Here is a 20,852-nt window from a genome sequence, read left to right as displayed (position 1 = left end):
CATGAGCAATAAAATAAATCATAGTATGTCTTTGGCTAAACCTGATGCTTTAGATATTAATACGAAACAAAAAATCGCTTTAGCTGTTGGAATCATAGGTTTACTTATTTTAACATTAGCGCTTTTTAATACTAATTTTCCTAATCAAGGTTTGTTTCTAACTTTGTCTTTAGGGATGATTTCACTAGGAATAATTATCTATTCAAGAGAAGCCTATTTGACTAAATTAGAAGGTATAAAAAATGATGGCGTTTGGTTTAAATCCATATCATCACGTGGTATTTGGGGATGGATCGTTGGAGTCGTTTTAACTTCGTTTTATATAGTCCTTTATTTTTTTCCACAATACTTAGGCTTAGGAGCAAATGGTAAGGCAAATACAGGATTAATTAGTTTATTTGATCCTTTAAGTCAATTATTGAGTGGGCGAAATGCGAGTCAATGGTTTGTTTACGGAACACTATACACCGTTGCTATTTTAGCTTTTGGATATAAATTTATTTTAAAATATAGACATAATCGCTACCAGCAAATCAGAACAGTGTCTGTTATGTTTTTCCAACTCGGTTTTGCATTCTTGATCCCAGAATTCATGTATGTGATGAATAACGATTTACCATACTATGACTTAAAAAGTGTTTGGCCTCTTAACTATTACATTTTTGATGAGTGGTCTGTAAAAGGGTTTTTATCAAACGGAAATATTGGATTAGCACTTATATTATTTGGTATCATTTCAATCTTTGTGATAACACCAATTCTAACCTATAAATATGGAAAGCGTTGGTACTGTTCTTGGGTTTGTGGCTGCGGTGGTTTAGCTGAAACTGCCGGAGATTCTTTTCGTCAATTATCATCTAAAAAAATGTCTGCATGGAAACTAGAACGCTGGTTAATTCATCTTGTTCTGGTGTTTTCAGTGGTTATGACAACAGCAATGATTTATACGTATTTAGGATATGATAGTAATAACTTTTGGTTAACAAAAGGAGTATTCATAAGTCTCGTAATTGGATTTTTAACAATCGTCTTTGCTGGAGTTATGGTATTTAAAAGACATGAATTAGGAAAAGATGCAAAATATGGAGCTATCGGTTTTTTTACAGTCATCGCATTATTAGTTACAATGCATTTTACTGGTACAACAGACCAAGTATTTTATATTGAAGCTGGATCATTGAGATCTACTTACGGAATTTATATTGGTTCAATATTTTCTGGTGTTATTGGAACAGGTTTTTACCCAATCTTAGGAAGTCGTTCATGGTGTCGATTTGGATGTCCAATGGCTGCAATTTTAGGTTTCCAACAACGTTTATTTTCAAAATTTCGAATCACAACAAATGGAGGTCAGTGCATCTCTTGTGGTAACTGTTCTAATAGTTGTGAAATGGGAATTGATGTGAGGCATTATGCTCAAAAAGGCGAAAACATAGTTCGATCAAGTTGTGTTGGCTGCGGAATTTGCTCTGCTGTTTGCCCAAGAGGTGTCTTAAAATTAGAGAATGATAGTATGAAAGGGCGAATTAATCCGACTGAAGTATTATTAGGAAATGATGTAGACTTAATGGACTTAGTTAATCAAAAATAATTATTTAGATAATGAAACGTTTTACTTTCATTTGTATTGTGCTTTTTAGTCTGAATGTGTATGCTGAAAAAGCATACCAAATAACCTACTTCGAAAATGGTAATGTAGCGACCGAAGGATGGGTTGAAAAGAATAAAAAAACAAACTATTGGAAGTTTTATCACTCCAATGGAATATTAAAAAGTGAAGGACATTATGAAAATAATGACAAAACAAAATATTGGTATTTCTATCGAAAAGATGGGACATTAAAAAGTGAAGGCCATTTTCTTGAAAACAAAAAATGCAATTGGTGGTTGTTTTATGATTCTGAAGAAAAAATAAATCATAAATGTCAATTAAAAAACAACCAAAAAGACGGATATTGCCTCATGTATAAAAATGAGAGGTTAATTTCTGCAGTTCAATATTCTGAAGGTGAAAAAATTAAAGAATGGACAAATTTGCGCTCATTTAGAAAAGAAAATAGTTTAAGAGATCTTAGATGAGTATCATAAAAGTTATTATTCCAGCTTACAATGAAGCAGATTCTATTGCACATGTCATTAATGATATTCCAGATATTGTAAATGAAATTATTGTCGTTAGCAATAACTCTAATGATGATACCGAAATTAATGCCAAAAATGCTGGCGCAACAGTACTTATAGAATCTAATAAAGGATATGGATATGCCTGTCTCAAAGGAATGACATACATTTCTAAGCAAATAAGAAAACCAGATATCATTGTATTTCTAGATGGTGACTACAGTGATTATCCTCAAGAACTCACTAAGATTGTAAACCCAATTATTGAAAATGATGTTGATTTTGTTGTAGGAGCGCGAGCAAAACATTTAAGAGAAAACGGGTCGATGACGTTACCGCAAATATTTGGAAATTGGCTTGCCACGACTTTGATGAAATTATTCTTTAGAGCAACCTTTACAGATCTTGGACCATTTAGAGCTATTAAATATGATAAACTTCTTCAACTAAATATGGAAGATAAAACTTATGGTTGGACTGTTGAAATGCAATTAAAAGCTTTAAAACAAAAATTAAGTTATACAGAAACACCAGTAAATTATAGAAATAGAATTGGGACATCAAAAGTTTCTGGAACGGTAAAAGGCGCTATATTTGCAGGCGTAAAAATCTTAAGTTGGATTTTTAAATACAGTTTAAAAAAATGATCCTCGAAACGATAATCATTATTATTTATACCATCGCTATTGTACTTATTTTCATGTATGCACTAGCGCAACTTAACTTGTTATACAATTACTTATCATCAAAAAAAACAAATAAAAATTGTCAAACTTTCGACTTATCTATTGCTGATGAAATCCCGATAGTTACCATTCAACTTCCAGTATATAATGAAATGTATGTTATGGATCGATTGCTAGATAACATCGCACTTTTAGAGTATCCAAAAGACAAATTAGAGATTCAAGTACTAGATGACTCAACAGATGAAACTATTTTAAGTACAAGGGCACAAATAGAAAAACTACAATCTAATGGGTTAGACATTAAACACATTACCAGAACTGATCGTTCTGGATTTAAAGCTGGAGCACTAAAAGAAGGTTTGAAAATTGCAAAAGGTGAATTCATAGCAATTTTTGATGCCGATTTCCTTCCAACTTCTAACTGGTTACAACGTACAATTCCTTATTTTAAAGATAAAAAAATAGGTGTTGTTCAAACACGTTGGAGCCATATTAATCGAAACTATTCAATACTCACAAAAATTCAAGCATTTGCCTTAGATGCTCATTTTACTCTTGAACAAGTCGGTAGAAATAGTAAAGGACATTTTATCAATTTTAATGGAACTGCAGGTATTTGGAGAAAAGATTGCATCATTGATGCTGGTAATTGGGAAGGTGATACACTTACTGAAGATTTAGATTTAAGTTACAGAGCACAATTAAAAAACTGGAAGTTTAAATACTTAGAAGATGTTGAAACACCAGCTGAATTACCTGTTGTAATTAGTGCAGCACGCTCACAACAATTTCGTTGGAATAAAGGTGGCGCAGAGAATTTTAGAAAAATGCTCAAACGTGTTGTTAGTTCTAAAAATATATCTACTAAAACTAAAATTCATGGTTTATTACATTTACTAAATAGCACAATGTTCTTAAATGTATTTATAGTTGCTGTGTTGAGCATACCAATGCTGTACATAAAAAACGAATATGCACACTTGCGTTTTTATTTTTATTTCATGAGCTTTTTCGTCATGAGCACTGTGATCTTTTTTATTTGTTATTGGTTTATGTATAAACAAATTTACGGGAGTGGTTTCAAAAATTTCTTCAGTTATACTGGTATGTTTTTTACGTTTTTTTCAATTGCAATGGGCTTTTCTCTACATAATTCCATTGCAGTTTTAGAAGGTCATCTAGGTAAACGAAGTGAGTTTGTCAGAACTCCAAAATTCAATATCAGTACTTTAAAAGACTCATGGAAAGGCAACAAATACCTTAGAAAAAAATTATCACCTCATGTAATATTAGAAGGGCTACTTATGCTGTACTTTGGTTTTGGCTTATACAGCGCATTTATTGTTGGAGATCAAGGTGGAGATTTTGGTTTATTCCCATTTCATTTAATGTTGTTTTTTGGTTTTGGTTATGTGTTTTTTAAATCAATATCTTCAAAAATGTAATGCAACTCTGGAAACTCTATAAAGTTCCTTTACTGCTTACAATTGTTAGCCTAATTCTCTATTGGTTTTTTGCTTATGATCTAATTCGAACGGAGTATTCAAAACTTATCACCTTATACAGTTTACTATGGCTGTTATTTGTCTTAATTCTAAAATATTCTAAACACAATATTCAACTTCTAGCTGGAGTCGCATTGCTTTTCAGAGTGATTTTTATACTGGCTATTCCAAATTTATCACAAGATTTTTATCGTTTTATTTGGGATGGCAGAATGATATTACAAGGATTTAATCCTTATCTATATACTCCAGAATCATTTATAACAGCTCAAGAATTCCCTATTGCTCAAGCTCAAGATTTGTACAAAGGTATGGGACAATTAAACGGGAGTCACTTTAGTAACTATCCACCAATAAATCAATTATGTTTTGTTATAGCTAGTTTATTCTCAAACTCTAGTATTTTGAATTCTGTAGTTGTTTTGCGAATTCTCATAATTGCAGCAGATTTTGGCACATTCTTCTTCGGAAAGCGATTACTTCAAGAATTTAATATTCCTGTAAAACATATTTTCTGGTATGTATTAAATCCGTTTATCATTATTGAACTTACAGGAAATCTTCATTTTGAAGGTGTTATGATTTTCTTTTTAGTATGGAGTTTATTTCTTTTACATTCTGGAAAGTGGAAATGGGCTGCTGTGGTTTTTGCTTTATCTATTTCAGTTAAATTAATACCGTTATTATTCCTCCCATTGTTATTTAAATACTTTAAAAAACCTTTCGCAAAAGGCATTGACTTAAAAAAACTAATATCCTTTTATGCAATTGTAGGAACTACGACAATACTATTATTCGCTCCTTTTTTCTCTTCAGAATTCATAAATAACTATACACAAACCGTCGCACTTTGGTTTAATAATTTTGAATTCAATGCGAGCATCTATTATATAATAAGAGAGTTAGGTTATTTATTTAGAGGTTATAATGAAATTGCAATTATTGGTAAAATATTATCTGTAATTGTTTTTCTAATAGTCATAGGATTAGCAATATTTAATAAACGAAAGACGACTAAAGCATTAATAATAAATATGCTATTGGGATTAACTTGCTATCTATTATTAAGCACTACTATTCATCCATGGTATATTGCTACACTTTTAATTTTAAGTGTATTTACCAATTATAAATATCCTTTAGTGTGGAGTTTTATCGTTATACTAAGCTACTTAGCATATATCAATTTAAACAAAGCTGATAAGTCTGAAAATTTATGGATTATAGCCATAGAATATGTTGTGGTTTACGGCGTTCTTATCTGGGAGCTATTTATAAAGAAACGTGTTAAACAGGAATAAAAATGTGTTTTTTTTAGTATTTCAATGTATCTTTAAACTCATTGAAAGCAGGGTTTCACTAACTGAAACAATTGTATACCTAAACTGCGATTGATATCAATCATAACATAACGTAAGTTTGATTGAAACAAAATAATTATATTATGAAAACAATGACAATGAAAACAATCGTACGAAGCATCAGTTTAATAACTATTGTTATGGTAGCTGGACTATTCTCAAATGCACTGCAAGCCCAAACCAAAACCACAAAAATGACTGAGAACCAAAACTTAACTATTAAAGGTGTTGTGAGTGATGAAAATGGTGCTTTACCTGGTGTAAACATCGTTCTTAAAGGTGAAAATATTGGTGCAATCACAGATGAAAATGGCGCTTTTACATTTCCAAAAGCTTTGAGCTCTGGTGATATTTTGGTGTTTAGTTTCTTAGGTTATGAAAAACAGGAAATTAAAATAACAACTAAAACTACATTCATCAATTTGATGATGTCATCTGATTTAGTTGAAATTATGGGTGCACCTAGTTCTAATGTTCCATATAAGTCAAAACGTTCAAATTAAGATTATCAATATCGTTTTAATTAAAACAATGAGATGTTTACTGCTCTTCATTGTTGCATTTCAATCTCATGCGCAACGGTCTGATTTTAGACATATTAATTTTCAAAAATCAGATAGTATTGCTGAAACATGCAAAAATGAAGGGCTTGAGAATTTACCAGAGTTAGCCTATAAACTTACTTCTAATTTATCTACAGACACGGAACGTTTTAGAGCTATCTATAAGTGGGTTTGCAATAATATTGCTAATGACTACAGTCTTTATCTCAGAAACAAACGAAAACGAGAACGTTATAAGAACGATAGTATTAAATTAGAAGCTTGGAATGATCGTTTCAAAAAAGAAATCTTTAGGAAGCTTCTCAAGCAGAAAAAAACGATTTGTACTGGCTATGCTTACATTGTGCAAGAGCTTTCGAAATTAGCTAATCTCGATTGTAAAATTATACATGGATTTGGAAAAACAAGTACAATTAACATAGAAACATCTGACATCCCAAACCATACATGGAATGCAATAAAACTAGACGGTAAATGGTATCTCTGCGATCCTACTTGGGCAAGTGGCATTCCTAATCAAGATACTAATGTGTTTTCGTTTGAGTACAATGATGGTTATTTTCTAGCTGATCCTAATCTCTTTGCTATAAATCATTATCCTTTAAATAATGAATGGTCACTGCTAGATAATAGACTTTCTTTTGAAGACTTTTTAGCAGCTCCCATTCTTTATGGAAAATCTTATACACACCTAATAAAACATGAGAAGCCTAAACAAATGCACCATGATGTTCAAAAAAACGACACACTAAATTTTGAATTTGATCTTCAAAAACCAATCCAAAAGAATTCAATAAGTTTTTTGATTGACAGTGGATTTATTAGCCGAAAAGTAAAACCAACTTTTATCCAAATTGAAAACAAATCACTAAGCATAAGGCAACAATTTAACACCAAAGGTTTCTATGATGTGCATCTTTATTTTGGTGAGGATTTAATTTCGACGTATACCGTTAAAGTAAACACGAACTAATATATTCTCAAAATGTCTATAGCATTTTTAATGTATTTAGCTCTTGAGAAGACAAATGCTTCCAATGTCCTCTAGGTAAATCTTTTTTAGTCAGATGACCAATTGCAACGCAGTCTACACGAATAATATCATATTTTAAATGATCAAATATAGTATGAAGAATAGTATTTCCAGTATTTTTAATCTTAAGTCCTATTTTTGATTTAGGCGCATCTTCAATATAGCTAACTTCTTCAACAGAAACCAATTTACCATGCAATCTTATGCCTTCTTGAATTTTCTTTAAATCTTCATATTTAAGATTTTTATCCAATTCAATTTCAAATAAACGCTCAACACCGTTCTTAGAATTCGTGAATTTTTTTACAATAACGTCATCATTTGTAAATAATAACAATCCCGTAGAATTTCGTCCTAAACGACCAATGGGTTTTATTCGAGCATTAGTAGCATTTGCTACCAAATCCATAACTGTTCTACCCTTACTTTCACTTGTAGTAGTAGCAAAACCTTTAGGTTTATTTAACAATACATAAGTTTTCTTTTCCGGATTAATACGTGCACCATCAAATTTTACCTCATCATCTAACTTGACCTTGTAACCCATTTCAGTAACAACTTTACCATTTACAGTGACACTTCCAATTGAGATGTGCATATCTGCATCACGACGTGAACAAATACCTGAATTAGCAATATATTTATTTAAACGTATTTCATCGGATGAAGATGATTTAGATACTTGTTTCTGTTTTTTATTCGGAGAATTTTCTTTTGAAAAATTATTACTTTTTGTATTATCTCGTTTTCTACCAGATCTTTTGTTGGTAGGTTTACTTGATCCTCTTCCTGAAGGTTTCCCTTTTCCGCTTCCGCCTTGATTTCTGCTCATGGATTAAATTTTATTACAACTTCACTAACATTTAGTTGTATGAAGCTGCAAAGGTACTATATTAGTCTTTACGAATCGAAATATTCTGTTGTAGATTGACGTTTTCTATTCACAGAGAGTTTTGTAACATCAGGTCTTGAATAATGACCAACTGGGTCAAAATTTTGACGCTCTTCAAGCACACGATTAAAATCTAAACTTACATAAATCACACCTTCTTTATGTAATACAGGCTCAACCAACCATTCACCATCTGGTCCAGCAACACAGCTTCCACCATTAGCAAGAATGTCTGGTGATTTCTCTAAAATTCGATTAATGTGTGGTGTATCTTCAGGAAAATCATCTTTTGTCATCAAACTTGACACTGAAATCACATAAGAACGTGACTCTCTGGCTATAAATCGAGTAATATCTTTTGTATTATGATCACTTCCAGGCCAAACAGCAATGTGAAGATTTTCGCCCAAACCATAGAGCGCAGCTCGTGGTAATGGCATCCAATTTTCCCAACAATTCAATCCACCTACGGTAAATTCTTTGAGTGGATGAACTTTTAACCCATGTCCATCTCCTGGAGACCAAGTTAAACGCTCATCGTATGTTGGCTGCAGTTTTCTATGAACTGATTGAATTACACCTTGATCATTTATATACACTAAAGAGGCATAAATGCTATGACCACCACGATCTAGTGGACGTTCAATGACGCCTAAATAAATAGCGATATTATGCTGTTTAGCTAACTCACATATGGTATTTAAACCCCCTTTTTCAATGGTTATTGAATTTTTAACATAGTGTGCATGAAGCTCTTTATTAACCGCTGTATTCCATTCTGCACCTTCAGTTAAAGCTAACCAAAACGGATAACCTGGCACAAGCCCTTCGCCAAAAACAATCAGTTCAGCTTGTTCTTTAGAAGCTTCAATAATAGAATGCTCAACTTTTTTTAAAGTCTCCAATTTATTCAACCATACAGGTGAAATTTGAGCTAAAGCAACTTTTAAGATATGATTCATTAGATTCGATTTAAAACAACATTCACATTAATGAGCACAATGCAAAACACACCAGCTAAAATGATAAATTTTAAAATGTTATGTAATATTAAATAATGTGTTTTAGTTTTTGATTTCCATAAGAATAGTAGAAAAATCGCTAACAAAATTACTGAGAGATAGAAAAATAAATACATATGACCAACATCGTACTGATTTAACAGCAAATACACAGGTATGATTGTCAGCAGTATTAATATGGTGAGCATTAATTTTGATGCTTTTTCACCATAAACAACGGGAATAGTTTTATAATCGAGTAAAAGATCTCCTTTCATGTTTTCTAAGTCTTTTGTGAGTTCTCTCATGGAGATAATCAAGAATAAGAAAATCGCATGAACAAATATGACAGATTCAAAGTTTTTGTAATACAAGAAAATCGCAAAAAACGGAGTTATCGTGAGTATTGCAGATGTCAAGTTTCCTACAAATGGAAGTTTCTTCAACTTGTGAGAATAAAACCAAATTCCGAAGATATAAACAGAAAAGAATAACACTGCATTAAACGACACGTAACTTGCCATGACTACAGCAGAAAAGTTTAGTACAAAATAAAATGACAGTTTTGTATTTTGACTAACTAATCGGTCTAATTTTGATTTATTTGGACGGTTAATTAAATCCTTTTCTGAATCGTAAAAATTATTGATTATATAACCTGCGGCTATAGTTGCGGCAGAAGCTAGCACCAACATTAGTAAGTTAAGATCTAGAAGAACCGATTTTAAAGTTTTCTCATGCGCCAAAATGTATATAGACGCTAAATATTGAGCAATAACAATAATAAGGATATTATAACCACGCACCACAGAAAACATACTGAAAAATTTCAGTAGGATATGTTTTTGTTTGCGAGAAAACATAAGGTAAACTTTAGAAGTTATAAACCACTTCTAATTTGTAGTCTTTAAGCGATTGTTTAGCAGTATCAATATCTTCGGTGAACCCTAAAATATAACCTCCTCCACCAGAGCCACATAACTTCAAGTAATACTCGTTGGTTTCAATTCCATTTTTCCAAAGCTCATGAAACTGTTTTGGAATCATCGGTTTAAAATTGTTTAAGACTACTTTAGACAATTGCTTCGTATTTTTAAACAACGACTTAACATCTCCTTTTAAGAAATCGTCAACACAAGCATCTGTATGTTTAATAAACTGATCTTTGAGCATGCTTCTAAAGCCTTCTTGTTTCATGTTTTCCATGAAAATACGAACCATAGGAGCTGTTTCTCCAATAATACCAGAATCTAATAAAAATACGGCACCTTTTCCTTCAGTTTGCTGAGCTGGAATTCCGGTAGCTTCAATATTATCTTTAGAATTAATTAAAATGGGAATACTTAAATAGCTATTTAATGGATCAAGACCTGATGATTTTCCGTGAAAAAAAGATTCCATTTCAGAAAAAATCACTTTAAGTTTTAATAATTTTTCACGCGTTAAATTTTCTAAAACTGTGATTTTATTTTGCGCATACTTATCATAAATAGCTGCCACTAATGCACCACTACTTCCAACACCATAGCCTTGTGGAATAGAGGAATCAAAATACATACCTGAATCTACATCACCAGCTAAAGTATCTATATCAAACGTGACTAAATCAGCATCAATGTCTTTTAAATATGATACAAATCGATTTAAACTTTCGTTAGATTTCAAAGCGTCTTCAGACTGATGATTTTCAGTCTTTAATGCGCCATTGTAAAAGTTATAAGGAATAGATAAACCTTTAGAATCTTTGATAATTCCGTACTCTCCAAAGAGTAAAATTTTTGAATAAAAAAGTGGTCCTTTCATGTAAGTTTAGCAATTAGCTTTAGCAAATATACGTATTATTATACTATATGGTTCACATTGAAGCGTTAAGAGAATTATAATTTATAAAAATTAATTATCAATCAGTTGAGCTCCAAAACCTATTTGGTCGCAAATGTAATGTCCGTTTTGACAATAGTCTACTAACTCTCTTTTAATAAATTCAAGTACAGCAACTTTTTCATTTTCGGGATACAATACATGCACATTAGCGCCAGCATCTAAAGTAAAACTCACTTTAGATTGAGTTTGATTACGATATGCCCAAATTTTGTTGATGATTTCAAGTGTGTTTGGTTTCATCAAAATAAAATAAGGCATACTAGTCATCATCATGGCATGAAGCGTTAAGGCTTCACTTTCAACTATTTTTATAAACGCATCTAAATCACCAGATTTGAAGATAGAAATAAGTTTTGATAAATTTTCATGAGCTTGCATAAAACGACGTTCAGCATATGGATGACCATGCATTAAACCATGACCAACAGTACTACTCACTTGCTTTTCTCCTTTATCGACTAATAGAATTGTGTCTTGATAATTTTTAAAATTTTGATGAACATCATAAGGATATTTAGTGCCAAATAAATTAGAGCTTCCATCTATATCATTATGAGTTCCCCAAACGATTAAATCACCTTCTAAACTTCTACAAGCGCTTCCTGAACCTAATCTAGCTAAAAATGATGCTTTTTGATTAAAATAATTTTGAGATTCTTCGCTATCGCTCTGAATGACAGTTAGCTCTTTTTCTATGCTCATTAAGCACAAAGCCATAGCGCTCATACCAGAAGCTGAAGATGCAATACCAGAACTATGAGGAAATGTATTAGACGTTTCAATTTTAAAGTGATACTCCTTTAAAAACGGAAGATAGATTTCAATACGCTTAAAAAACGTTTCAATTTTAGGCTTAAAATCCTCTTTTAGTACACCATCTAAAAACACATCAAAAGAAAATGAATTTATATCCTCTTTTTTTGAATAACTAAGCGTAGTTGTTGTTTTACAGTTATCTAACGTGAAACTAATCGATGGATTTTCGGGAATCTGATGTTCCTTTTTACCCCAATATTTTACTAAGGCGATATTACTAGGTGAAGCACAAGTTACACTCCCTTTCTGCTTAGAATTTGAATATGGTTTAGGAATAAATTTTTGTTCAGTCATGAATCAATTTTCAAATGAAAAAGACTGTTTGAAACAGACTTTTTATAATTATTAATTTATGTTTTGCAAAAGTAATAAATATCTAGTGGTCTTTTTCATTTTCAGAAGACATCGCAATTAACTTTAGCATTGTTTTATAATTTCTAGAAGTCGCTTTTACTTTTAAAATTTTTTCAAATGCATTCATATTGAACTTTGAACGACCATAACCTTTTGAAGAATGAAAATATAGGCAATCCTCAATGATTACAAATTCTTCATTATCAAATGTTTTCTCAGAAGCTTTTTTTACTAGTTCTGGCTGAGGAATATCTCTGAGAATGACGAAATAACTTTGTTCTTTTTTCACTTTGGAAAATGGATAAGCATCAAAAATTCTTATTAATTCAACGCTAGTTTTAGCGATTACAGGAACATCAAATCCGAAATGATCTGATATTTGTTTTTGTATAATTCTTTCAATTTTACTTTTATCTAAAACGGAAGATTGCAAAATGATATTACCGCTTTGAATATATGTTTTAACATTACTAAATCCAGAATTAGTCAGTAACTGTCTCAATTCTGCCATTGGTATTTTTTTGTGTCCACCAACATTTATACCTCTTAATAATATTATAAAAGTGTTCATGATTGTGATATCGATTTGGACACAATAAAAGCACCTGTCCAAGCATTCTGAAAATTAAAGCCTCCTGTTACAGCATCAATGTTCAGAATTTCGCCAGCAAAGTATAAGTTATTATGTAATTTACTTTCGAAGGTTTTGAAATTAACTTCCTTTAAGTTAATTCCTCCAGCAGTGACAAACTCTTCTTTAAATGTACTTTTACCAGTCACATGAAACACCGCTTTAGTTAATTGATTTGCTAAAGCATCTAACTGATGTTTATTTAAATCTGCCCAACGTGTTTCGGTATCCATATCAGATGCCAATACTAGTTTATGCCACAAACGTTTTGGAAGTTCAAATTGAGTCGATTTATAGATTGTTTTTTTTGCAACATCTAATTTTAGTTGTTTTAAATGCGCTAAACAATCTTCGAAAGACTGTTTTATAAAATTAATCTCAATTTGAAAATCATAGTTACGCATCGCCAATTCAATAGCACCAAAAGCAGATAGTTTTAATATAGAAGGTGCACTCATTCCAACATGAGTAATTAGTAAAGGACCTTCAGATTCTAAATTAACCACTCCGTCTCTACGAGACACCTCTCCTTCAAAAGCAGAGGAATCATCTAATACTTTTATAAAAACGTCTTTAGCTACGACGCCAGGAATATCCTTAATACGTTCATCTTTAATATCAAACGTAAATAATGAAGGAACTGGCTGAGAAATCGTATGACCTAAATCTTCTAAAAGTTTCCAAATTTTCGGATTACTTCCAGTTGCAACTATTAGTTTTTCGGTATTGAATTGATCATCATTAGTTTCTAAAATCCAGTTATCGTCTTTTTTATGAATTCGTTTTACGGGATGATTATATAAAACTTCAACTTTGTTTTTGTTTGCTTCATTTAAAAAGCAATCGATAATGGTTTGAGATGAATTTGAAACTGGAAACATTCTACCATCATCTTCAATTTTTAATTCTACTCCTCTTTGGTCAAACCATTCGATGGTATCACCAGTCATGAATTGATGAAAAGGGCCTAACAATTCTTTTTCACCCCTTGGATAATTGCGAACTAATTCTGAAGGAACAAATTCAGCATGTGTAACATTACAGCGTCCACCTCCTGAAATCTTCACCTTTTGTAATCCTTCCTTTCCACGTTCTAGAATAGCAACTTTTAAAGCTGGATTTTGTTCAGCAATATTTATAGCCGCAAAAAAACCTGCAGCTCCTCCTCCAACGATAATGACATCATACTGCTTCATATCAATTCGGGATTATCAGAAATAATTCCATCTACACCATATCCTTTCACTCGCTCTATAGTTTGTTGGTTGTTAACTGTCCAAGTTATGACTTTATACCCTTTATTTTGAGCTAAAGTCACATTATCTTTTGACAATAAAGCAACATTGGGATGAATTGCATGAGCATCAATTGTCTTAGCATATGCAATAGCATCTGAAACACTCGCTTTTGTGAGAACTCCTAATCGTAATTGTGGATTTATATTATAAACTGTTTTCAGCTCTTGATGCTGAAAACTAGAAATTAAAAAATGATTTAAATTCCAATACTTTGTTTCTATATATTCTGAAATAGTTTTACATGTTGGCATAGCCGTTTCACTTCCTTTTAATTCAATATTTAAAATACATTGTCTATCGATAACGTTTAAGACTTCCTCTAAAGTTGGAATCCTATACTTGTTTTCAACCTTTAGTTTTTTGAGTTGTGTTAAGGTATGTTTGTTAACTTCACCTGAACCATTGGTCATTCGATCTAAAGTGAAATCATGGAAAACAACTAATTCTCCTGAAGCACATTTGTGAACATCGATCTCAATAGCATCAACACCAAATTCTAGGGCTTTTTTAACCGAAGCAATGGTATTTTCAGCAACATGAGCTTTAACACCTCTATGACCTATTTTTAGTAATTGATTTGACATTATTTTGGACGCATTAAACCTTCTTGTGCGACAGAGGCTATTAAAACACCTTCTCTAGTAAATAAATTGCCTTTTGCAAAACCTCTAGCATTAGATGTATTTGGAGATTCTATTGAATACAACAACCAATCGTCATAGTCAAAATCTCTAAAAAACCACATCGAATGATCCAAACTAGCAGTTTGTGTATTATTCCAATTGGCTTTACTGGCATGTCTATTCATTGCAGACGTAAGAATATTATAATCTGAAATATAAGTCAATATTTGTTGTTTTTCACTTCTACTCAAACGCGTCACATCCCCTTTAAGCTTTACCCAAACATCTGTAAAAGGAGGTAAATCTTTCTTCTCTAAAGGGTTTGCAATTTGAGTTGGTTTAAATTCTATTGGACGTTCAATTTCAAAAAATCCTTTCACTCTACTTGGGAGCACATCGCGATACATTTCTAATAAATCTGTCCAACTCATTAGTGCTTCTGGCAATTTGATATTCGGTTTCATATCTATTTGATGTTCATAACCGGTTTCGGCTCTCTGAAAGGAGGCTGATAGTATAAAAATAGTTATTCCATTTTGTTCAGCAGTCACACGTCTTACAGAAAAACTTCCGCCATCTCTAACGATACTTACATCATAAATAATTGGTAATTCGAGATGTCCTGGTTCTAAAAAATAAGAATGTAGTGAATGTAATATTCTTCCATTTGTAATGGTTCGAGCAGCAGCATTTATAGCTTGTGCAAGCACTTGTCCTCCAAAAACATTCGGACTACCAACAGTTTTACTAAACCCTTGAAACTTATTATTTTCAATCTGATTTAAGTGTATTAATTGTAATAAATCTTGAGTTGATTTCATATTGGAATACTTAATTTTTCAAAGCTATAAAAATGGGCATTCAAAAAACCTATAAAGTTAAATTTTATAATTAGTTTAAGATTAAAAATTTTAGTTTTACAGTCCAAAATCATATTTTAAATATATGAAAGCAACTATAAAATTTTTGTGTGTCGGTCTAATACTTATCTCCTGTAAAACAGGAAATCTTGATGTTTTAGCTGATTTACCTTCTAGTCTAAAAGAAACATCTGCTATTGAGAAAACTGTTGATTCAGATTTGTTATGGGTTATAGAAGATTCAGGGAATAGCAATCATATATATGGTTTAGATCTTCAAGGTAAAATTGTAAAAGACGTAACTGTATCTAATTCTGAAAATATAGACTGGGAAGATTTAACTTCTGATTCAAATGGCAACATTTACATTGGTGATTTTGGAAATAATGATGAGGATAGAACTAAGTTTACGATTTACAAAATATCTAATATTAAGAACACCTCAAATTCAAAAAGTGCAGATTTAATACAATTTACACTTCCTGAAAATCTTGACTCCATAGATTTTGAATCATTTTTCTTACACAAAGGGTTCTTTTATATCTTTAGTAAAGACAATAAAGTATGTGATCTTATTAAGGTTCCTAATAAGATTGGGCAACACGAAGCTATCCATATTTCAAAAATAGAATTGGAAGGAAAACACAACAAAGTCACCTCTGCTGACATAAGTGAAAATGGAAAGACTGTAGTTTTGTTAAATCATAATAAACTATGGAAATTAACAGATTACACTAATGATGATTTCTTTAGTGGAACAATAAAAGTTTTAAAATTTGATCATGATTCTCAAAAGGAAGGCATCAATTTCATCAACGATAATCAAGTACTTATTACTGACGAGCGTAATAAATTTCAGGGAGGAAACATCTATCGTTTTGATATAAAATAGAAAAAAGTAAAATCATTCTAACAATTTATTCATTTTTACGTAACTGTAATTGATTTCTCCTAAGTGCTTATATCGTTCTTCATCATCTTGAAGTTTTCCCCAACCAAAATTACGTTCAATAACTTCATTTTTATATTGGCTTAATAAAACTTCAGACACGAGCAAATATTCGTCTTCTTTAATATCATTTTTTAAAAGACGATGAGCAACAATTACATCTTCACCCATAAGTTTGATGTGACTCCCTATTTGGACAGATTCTACATCTTCTCCATAATGAAGGATGATTTTCAAACCTAATTCTGGTACATTATCTATACCTCGTTCTTGACTATATTTTTTTGACAATACATCAAGTTGCTTATAAAACTGAGTGAAAAAAGTTTTGCATTGATTGATTAAGTCTATAAAAGGAGGAAGTGCTCCTTTTTTAAAAAACAACACAGCATCACCTTCAATTTCTGAGACTTTAAGACCTATATCATTGGCATAAATTATTTCATTAAGCAAAGCAGGAATAACCTTTGAGCTCAACTCGATATTGGTATCGCTCATAAAACGTGTAAACCCACTTATGTCTGGTATGCATATTAAAGTTGAATTATTTTCTTCCACTATTTCTTATTTTCATTTTAAAATCCAAAGCCTAATCTAAACGCTAAACGCAATCCATCATCACTATTAAAAGCTGAAATATTACCTGTTAGCATATTTGCCATATTTACAAATAAGCCACCTCCAAATGAATTATTCCATTTATCAGAATTATCATCATTTAACCATACTCGTCCATAGTCAGCTCCTCCATAAACACCAAGATAAACTGGGAACCAACCAGTTTTCACACGCGTTAAATTTAGTCGTAAATCTGTACTTTGAACAAATGCACGTTTTCCAGTAAAACGTTGGTTTCTATAACCTCGCAGTCCGTTATCAGCACCTAAGGTGGCACCTTGATAAAATTCAAAATCATTCCCTAAATTAATATGCCCTTTAAAGTTTGTTGCTAATACTAAATCACCACTTGGAATAAGTTTGTAGTCAAATCCTATTTCTGGTATTATATATGAGAATCCTTTTTCGGTTGAAACATTGTTCTTGTATCCAGCTTGAACACTTAATTGAAAACCCAGTGTAGGAAATGCTTCTCTATCTTTATTTTGAAAACTATATTTAGCATCAACTCCCCAAAAATCTTGTTTATCGAATAATTCATTATTTTCTGGAAACAACTCAATAAATCGATTTTCTGTACGTTCAACCTCATTAGACTCGTAAGACAATCCTACTTTAACTTCAGAGCCAGAATGACCTCTCCAAACTAGAGATGGCATTGCTTTAAAAGTTCTAATCTTAACTCGGTTGTAGTCTAAATCTACGTCTAAACCATCATCATCGTCAGCTTCAGGATTTGTAGTTTCATTTCCAAAGCCAAAAAAGTTGGTTGCATAATTAGGACTAGTAAAATCTATATCAATAGCAAAATTTACGTTTTGAAAAAATACATTAGCAAACTCAGCTCCATAGCCTAAATCAAAACCATTAGTTGCAAAAAAATATTCTGCTTTAAAACTATGTCTTGAAGAAAAAGGATTGCGTTCAAAGTTATAATTTGTTTTAGTAAATGCAGCTCCTATTTTAAATCCATCATCAGGATTTGCTCCTAAACTTGGTAAAATTTGAGTGGTTCCTGTTTTAAGTTTTTTGTAGTTGTAAACATTTGTGTAATAATTATCTGTTAACCTACGATTACCTTTATTCGTTTTAAATGTATTTGGTTTAGATTTATAATCATAATACTTTAATCGACTTCCATTTTCTATATCATAAGTGTCGTTATTTTGGCCTCCGAGTAAAAGAATTTTGATATAATCATTACCATCACCATAAACATGAAAGACATCGTCATCATCTAAAGCATAAATCCATATTTCTTTTGTTTCCGATTTTTGATACGTTCTATCTATAAACACATCAGCTTTTTTACCATCTTTAATACGGTAACCTGTAATTTTTGTTTGTCCGTTAGGCATACGTTCAACATCAAACCAATCGTCTTTATTTGTACCTTTAATTACAGCAAGTTCGTTAGTTAATTTAAAATAACGATCAGAAATTTTTTGAAGATTACCTCGTCTTGCTTTTAACTTACGCTTAATTTCCTCTACAGTGTCATCTCGAACTTCTTTGGGCATATTCAAAAAAGCTTTTTCAATAATTTCATCGGTAACTCCTTCTTGAATTATTTTAACTTGAGCATCCCAAACGTCTTTTCCTGAATGTTGTATTAATTCCATATCTAGAGGATATGGTTCAACATTAACACTTTTCACATCAACTAAATCATCACTATATTCTCTGAGCAAACGTGCTGCAGGAATAAGTTTAATTGCAGTACCCAATAAAGCGCCATCTCCCATAATTGAAAAGGCTTGATCTCTATCTCTAGGTAAAGGACGAAATACTTTTTTTCCGTTCTCTTTAAACTCAATCCAACGCCACTGATCTTGATGACGATCCCAATCACCAATAAGCATATCAAATAAACGTGCTCTAATGTAAGCAGCTTCATCTATAATTATGTCTTCGTCTTTATGAAGTTTTTTCATCATATCGTCTGTGCTCTCAATCTTATCTTGAAAGCCAAAGCTAGCTAGATTGCTATGACCTTCTGAAGTATGCTCTTCAATCATATATAATTCACCTCCAAAATCATCATTATAATCTCCTAGAGCCTTTTGGTGTGGTACATAATACAGAACTGGATTAGTGTGATAGACTCCAATTGCATCAGACAAATCACCAATAACAAAAGGTGCATATGGATGTGACCCAGTGAAGACATCAAGTAACAGTTCTTCTGTAGCTGTATCTTCAAATTGTCCTTCTATATATTGATCTTTAAAAACAGTTGCTTGTAAATATTGTAAAGCTTGTTTACGCAAAGCCCTCATAACATACTGAGTTCCATTTTCATCTTCAAGTCGTAGAGATTTTGATTGATTCCCACCTCCTTTTCGCACAGGTTTTAATCCTCCAAAAAGCGTATCTAAATTTACAGTTGGCGCTTCAACTTTAGTGCTAAAATATTTACGGTAGCGTTCACCCCAAAAGAATTTTTGACTTTTAGAGGCATTGGTTTCCTCAGCTGTATAAATTGATGCCATTACTGTATCTGGAAAATCCTCAGGATAAGATTGGTATGCTTTTAAATCTGGCTGAAACACTTGGCTTTCAAAAACAATTTTATTGTCTGTTACGGAATAAAATCTAACGTATGAAGACCCATCTTCAAATACATCTAACCTTGCATAACCTGGTGTTCCATAAGAAAACAACCCAGCTCCAACATTGCGAGTTGGTGTGATTTTTGAACCAGAACCACTAACAATTTGTTTGAGATTATCTTTTTCTAAATATTGTAAACTATGTTCATGACCAGATACAAAAACCACCTTTTTATTTTCTTGAGCCAAACTCACTAACCGTTGTTTAAGCTCATTATAATGCTTGTTTTGAAGATCCACATCACTTAAGCCATTTGCTTTTCTAAACACGTTTTTTATTGTTCCCAAAACCGGTAATGGAGACATATGGTTTTTTACACTGTATTGTCCTCCATGCGGCCCATTAGTAAACATTGGATGGTGAATCGCAACAATAGTGGTCTTACTTCTAGCTTTTTTTATGAGACTACTAAATTCATTCAAAAAAGCATCTCTAGTCTTTATTTGACAATCATCATTAATAGTCGGCTTATTGTTCCAATTGGTTAAATACCATTGACTATCAACTATAATAACATCTATATCCTTTGTAACATGAATTTTTTCAATCGGACAGCCATCTTCTGGTAAAAATGTATTTTTTCCTAATGCATCTTCAACGAATTTTTCCTGACGTTTTAAGCCTTTTACTCCAGAATACCAATCGTGATTTCCTGGAATAAAAACAGTTTGACCTTTAAAATTTTTAGCAATATTGGTTTGAGCTTCAATACGTTTTTCAGCAGTATTTCTATGCTTATGATTTTTATCAGGAAACCCAATAGGATAAATGTTATCCCCTAAAAATATTGCAGTACTATTTTTTGTTGCGTTATTTAACTCAGTCTCAAAAGCCTCTAGCACCTCTGAGGATGCTCCTAATTGATAGTTTCCAGCATCTCCAATTAAGTAAAACGAATGTTTTATTTTTTTATTTGGAAATGTACTGGACTTATTGTCATTTTTATATTGTGGTTTAAATGTTGCACATGCATTACATAGAATTAGGCATATGAATACCATTAAAACTTTATAGTTTATTTTCATCTTGGTTAGTTTTTAA

At 31.8% G+C, this 20,852-nt stretch carries 19 protein-coding genes; 8 read left to right on the top strand and 11 right to left on the bottom strand.

Features of this window, described 5'->3' with window-relative positions:
• Window position 1: 1 nt before the first annotated feature.
• From AB8B90_RS11785 to AB8B90_RS11755, 7 genes are all read left to right on the top strand, one after another.
• Window positions 2-1,591, top strand: coding sequence for a 4Fe-4S binding protein (locus AB8B90_RS11785; RefSeq protein ID WP_405337115.1), 1,590 nt, complete (start codon window positions 2-4; stop codon window positions 1,589-1,591).
• 11 nt (window positions 1,592-1,602) lie between these two features.
• Window positions 1,603-2,079 carry a toxin-antitoxin system YwqK family antitoxin gene (locus AB8B90_RS11780; RefSeq protein ID WP_405337113.1) on the top strand — a complete coding sequence of 159 codons (477 nt, stop codon included), beginning with the start codon at window positions 1,603-1,605 and terminating at the stop codon, window positions 2,077-2,079.
• A complete protein-coding gene (locus AB8B90_RS11775) occupies window positions 2,076-2,768 on the top strand; it encodes a glycosyltransferase family 2 protein (RefSeq protein ID WP_405337111.1) in 693 nt (230 codons plus the stop codon). The genes AB8B90_RS11780 and AB8B90_RS11775 overlap by 4 nt, the downstream gene beginning before the upstream one ends.
• Entirely contained in the window at window positions 2,765-4,255 is a 1,491-nt protein-coding gene (locus tag AB8B90_RS11770) for a cellulose synthase family protein (protein WP_405337109.1), read from the top strand. The genes AB8B90_RS11775 and AB8B90_RS11770 overlap by 4 nt, the downstream gene beginning before the upstream one ends.
• Window positions 4,255-5,616: a glycosyltransferase 87 family protein gene (locus tag AB8B90_RS11765; RefSeq protein WP_405337107.1), complete on the top strand. Its 1,362-nt coding sequence runs from the start codon at window positions 4,255-4,257 to the stop codon at window positions 5,614-5,616. Before AB8B90_RS11770 ends, AB8B90_RS11765 begins: the two co-directional genes overlap by 1 nt.
• Window positions 5,617-5,774: 158 nt before the next feature.
• Window positions 5,775-6,179 carry a carboxypeptidase-like regulatory domain-containing protein gene (locus AB8B90_RS11760; protein ID WP_405337105.1) on the top strand — a complete coding sequence of 135 codons (405 nt, stop codon included), beginning with the start codon at window positions 5,775-5,777 and terminating at the stop codon, window positions 6,177-6,179.
• Window positions 6,180-6,207: 28 nt separating this feature from the next.
• Window positions 6,208-7,212 (top strand): transglutaminase domain-containing protein, encoded by a 1,005-nt coding sequence (locus AB8B90_RS11755; RefSeq protein WP_405337103.1) that lies wholly within the window; start codon window positions 6,208-6,210, stop codon window positions 7,210-7,212.
• Between the two features lie 16 nt (window positions 7,213-7,228).
• On the opposite strand, the gene AB8B90_RS11750 is transcribed toward AB8B90_RS11755, so the two are convergent.
• The 9 genes from AB8B90_RS11750 to AB8B90_RS11710 form a co-directional block, all read right to left on the bottom strand.
• On the bottom strand, window positions 7,229-8,104 hold the full coding sequence (locus tag AB8B90_RS11750; RefSeq protein WP_405337101.1) for a pseudouridine synthase: 876 nt from the start codon (window positions 8,102-8,104) through the stop codon (window positions 7,229-7,231).
• A 68-nt stretch (window positions 8,105-8,172) separates the two neighbouring features.
• Window positions 8,173-9,126, bottom strand: a complete 954-nt coding sequence (locus AB8B90_RS11745; RefSeq protein WP_405337099.1) for a carbon-nitrogen hydrolase family protein — start codon at window positions 9,124-9,126, stop codon at window positions 8,173-8,175.
• On the bottom strand, window positions 9,126-10,028 hold the full coding sequence (locus tag AB8B90_RS11740; RefSeq protein ID WP_405337097.1) for a geranylgeranylglycerol-phosphate geranylgeranyltransferase: 903 nt from the start codon (window positions 10,026-10,028) through the stop codon (window positions 9,126-9,128). The genes AB8B90_RS11745 and AB8B90_RS11740 overlap by 1 nt, the downstream gene beginning before the upstream one ends.
• A 10-nt stretch (window positions 10,029-10,038) precedes the next feature.
• A complete protein-coding gene (locus AB8B90_RS11735; RefSeq protein ID WP_405337095.1) occupies window positions 10,039-10,968 on the bottom strand; it encodes a mevalonate kinase in 930 nt (309 codons plus the stop codon).
• 90 nt (window positions 10,969-11,058) lie between these two features.
• Entirely contained in the window at window positions 11,059-12,159 is a 1,101-nt protein-coding gene (locus tag AB8B90_RS11730; RefSeq protein ID WP_405337093.1) for a diphosphomevalonate/mevalonate 3,5-bisphosphate decarboxylase family protein, read from the bottom strand.
• Window positions 12,160-12,241: 82 nt separating this feature from the next.
• The gene (locus tag AB8B90_RS11725; protein ID WP_405337091.1) at window positions 12,242-12,790 is read right to left on the bottom strand and encodes a DUF1697 domain-containing protein; all 549 of its coding nucleotides are present in this window, start codon (window positions 12,788-12,790) and stop codon (window positions 12,242-12,244) included.
• A complete protein-coding gene (locus AB8B90_RS11720; RefSeq protein ID WP_405337089.1) occupies window positions 12,787-14,046 on the bottom strand; it encodes an NAD(P)/FAD-dependent oxidoreductase in 1,260 nt (419 codons plus the stop codon). Before AB8B90_RS11720 ends, AB8B90_RS11725 begins: the two co-directional genes overlap by 4 nt.
• Window positions 14,043-14,732, bottom strand: a complete 690-nt coding sequence (locus tag AB8B90_RS11715) for a glycerophosphodiester phosphodiesterase (RefSeq protein WP_405337087.1) — start codon at window positions 14,730-14,732, stop codon at window positions 14,043-14,045. Before AB8B90_RS11715 ends, AB8B90_RS11720 begins: the two co-directional genes overlap by 4 nt.
• Window positions 14,732-15,592: an acyl-CoA thioesterase gene (locus tag AB8B90_RS11710; protein ID WP_405337086.1), complete on the bottom strand. Its 861-nt coding sequence runs from the start codon at window positions 15,590-15,592 to the stop codon at window positions 14,732-14,734. Before AB8B90_RS11710 ends, AB8B90_RS11715 begins: the two co-directional genes overlap by 1 nt.
• Before the next feature lie 124 nt (window positions 15,593-15,716).
• Here AB8B90_RS11710 and AB8B90_RS11705 point away from each other — a divergent pair, with 124 nt between their 5' ends.
• Complete coding sequence (locus AB8B90_RS11705) at window positions 15,717-16,523, top strand: hypothetical protein (RefSeq protein WP_405337085.1); 807 nt, start codon at window positions 15,717-15,719, stop codon at window positions 16,521-16,523.
• Between the two features lie 12 nt (window positions 16,524-16,535).
• On the opposite strand, the gene AB8B90_RS11700 is transcribed toward AB8B90_RS11705, so the two are convergent.
• Window positions 16,536-17,138, bottom strand: a complete 603-nt coding sequence (locus tag AB8B90_RS11700; protein ID WP_405337083.1) for a DUF2652 domain-containing protein — start codon at window positions 17,136-17,138, stop codon at window positions 16,536-16,538.
• A 17-nt stretch (window positions 17,139-17,155) separates the two neighbouring features.
• On the bottom strand, window positions 17,156-20,836 hold the full coding sequence (locus tag AB8B90_RS11695; RefSeq protein WP_405337081.1) for a metallophosphoesterase: 3,681 nt from the start codon (window positions 20,834-20,836) through the stop codon (window positions 17,156-17,158).
• Window positions 20,837-20,852 lie beyond the last annotated feature (16 nt).

It is taken from the genome of Psychroserpens sp. (assembly GCF_045105015.1).
Classification (GTDB): Bacteria; Bacteroidota; Bacteroidia; order Flavobacteriales; family Flavobacteriaceae; genus Psychroserpens.
Note: the sequence above shows the minus strand (reverse complement) of the source record. Positions and strands in the feature narration are given on the sequence as shown.

Bases quoted from the DNA above. Each gene is read 5' to 3' on its own strand.
- AB8B90_RS11695 (WP_405337081.1), bottom strand. From the start codon at position 20,836: ATGAAAATAAACTATAAAGTTTTAATGGTATTCATATGCCTAATTCTA.
- AB8B90_RS11765 (WP_405337107.1), top strand. From the start codon at position 4,255: ATGCAACTCTGGAAACTCTATAAAGTTCCTTTACTGCTTACAATTGTT.
- AB8B90_RS11770 (WP_405337109.1), top strand. From the start codon at position 2,765: ATGATCCTCGAAACGATAATCATTATTATTTATACCATCGCTATTGTA.
- AB8B90_RS11725 (WP_405337091.1), bottom strand. From the start codon at position 12,790: ATGAACACTTTTATAATATTATTAAGAGGTATAAATGTTGGTGGACAC.
- AB8B90_RS11745 (WP_405337099.1), bottom strand. From the start codon at position 9,126: ATGAATCATATCTTAAAAGTTGCTTTAGCTCAAATTTCACCTGTATGG.
- AB8B90_RS11730 (WP_405337093.1), bottom strand. From the start codon at position 12,159: ATGACTGAACAAAAATTTATTCCTAAACCATATTCAAATTCTAAGCAG.
- AB8B90_RS11705 (WP_405337085.1), top strand. From the start codon at position 15,717: ATGAAAGCAACTATAAAATTTTTGTGTGTCGGTCTAATACTTATCTCC.
- AB8B90_RS11710 (WP_405337086.1), bottom strand. From the start codon at position 15,592: ATGAAATCAACTCAAGATTTATTACAATTAATACACTTAAATCAGATT.
- AB8B90_RS11780 (WP_405337113.1), top strand. From the start codon at position 1,603: ATGAAACGTTTTACTTTCATTTGTATTGTGCTTTTTAGTCTGAATGTG.
- AB8B90_RS11735 (WP_405337095.1), bottom strand. From the start codon at position 10,968: ATGAAAGGACCACTTTTTTATTCAAAAATTTTACTCTTTGGAGAGTAC.
- AB8B90_RS11715 (WP_405337087.1), bottom strand. From the start codon at position 14,732: ATGTCAAATCAATTACTAAAAATAGGTCATAGAGGTGTTAAAGCTCAT.
- AB8B90_RS11720 (WP_405337089.1), bottom strand. From the start codon at position 14,046: ATGAAGCAGTATGATGTCATTATCGTTGGAGGAGGAGCTGCAGGTTTT.
- AB8B90_RS11740 (WP_405337097.1), bottom strand. From the start codon at position 10,028: ATGTTTTCTCGCAAACAAAAACATATCCTACTGAAATTTTTCAGTATG.
- AB8B90_RS11785 (WP_405337115.1), top strand. From the start codon at position 2: ATGAGCAATAAAATAAATCATAGTATGTCTTTGGCTAAACCTGATGCT.
- AB8B90_RS11760 (WP_405337105.1), top strand. From the start codon at position 5,775: ATGAAAACAATCGTACGAAGCATCAGTTTAATAACTATTGTTATGGTA.
- AB8B90_RS11750 (WP_405337101.1), bottom strand. From the start codon at position 8,104: ATGAGCAGAAATCAAGGCGGAAGCGGAAAAGGGAAACCTTCAGGAAGA.
- AB8B90_RS11775 (WP_405337111.1), top strand. From the start codon at position 2,076: ATGAGTATCATAAAAGTTATTATTCCAGCTTACAATGAAGCAGATTCT.
- AB8B90_RS11755 (WP_405337103.1), top strand. From the start codon at position 6,208: ATGAGATGTTTACTGCTCTTCATTGTTGCATTTCAATCTCATGCGCAA.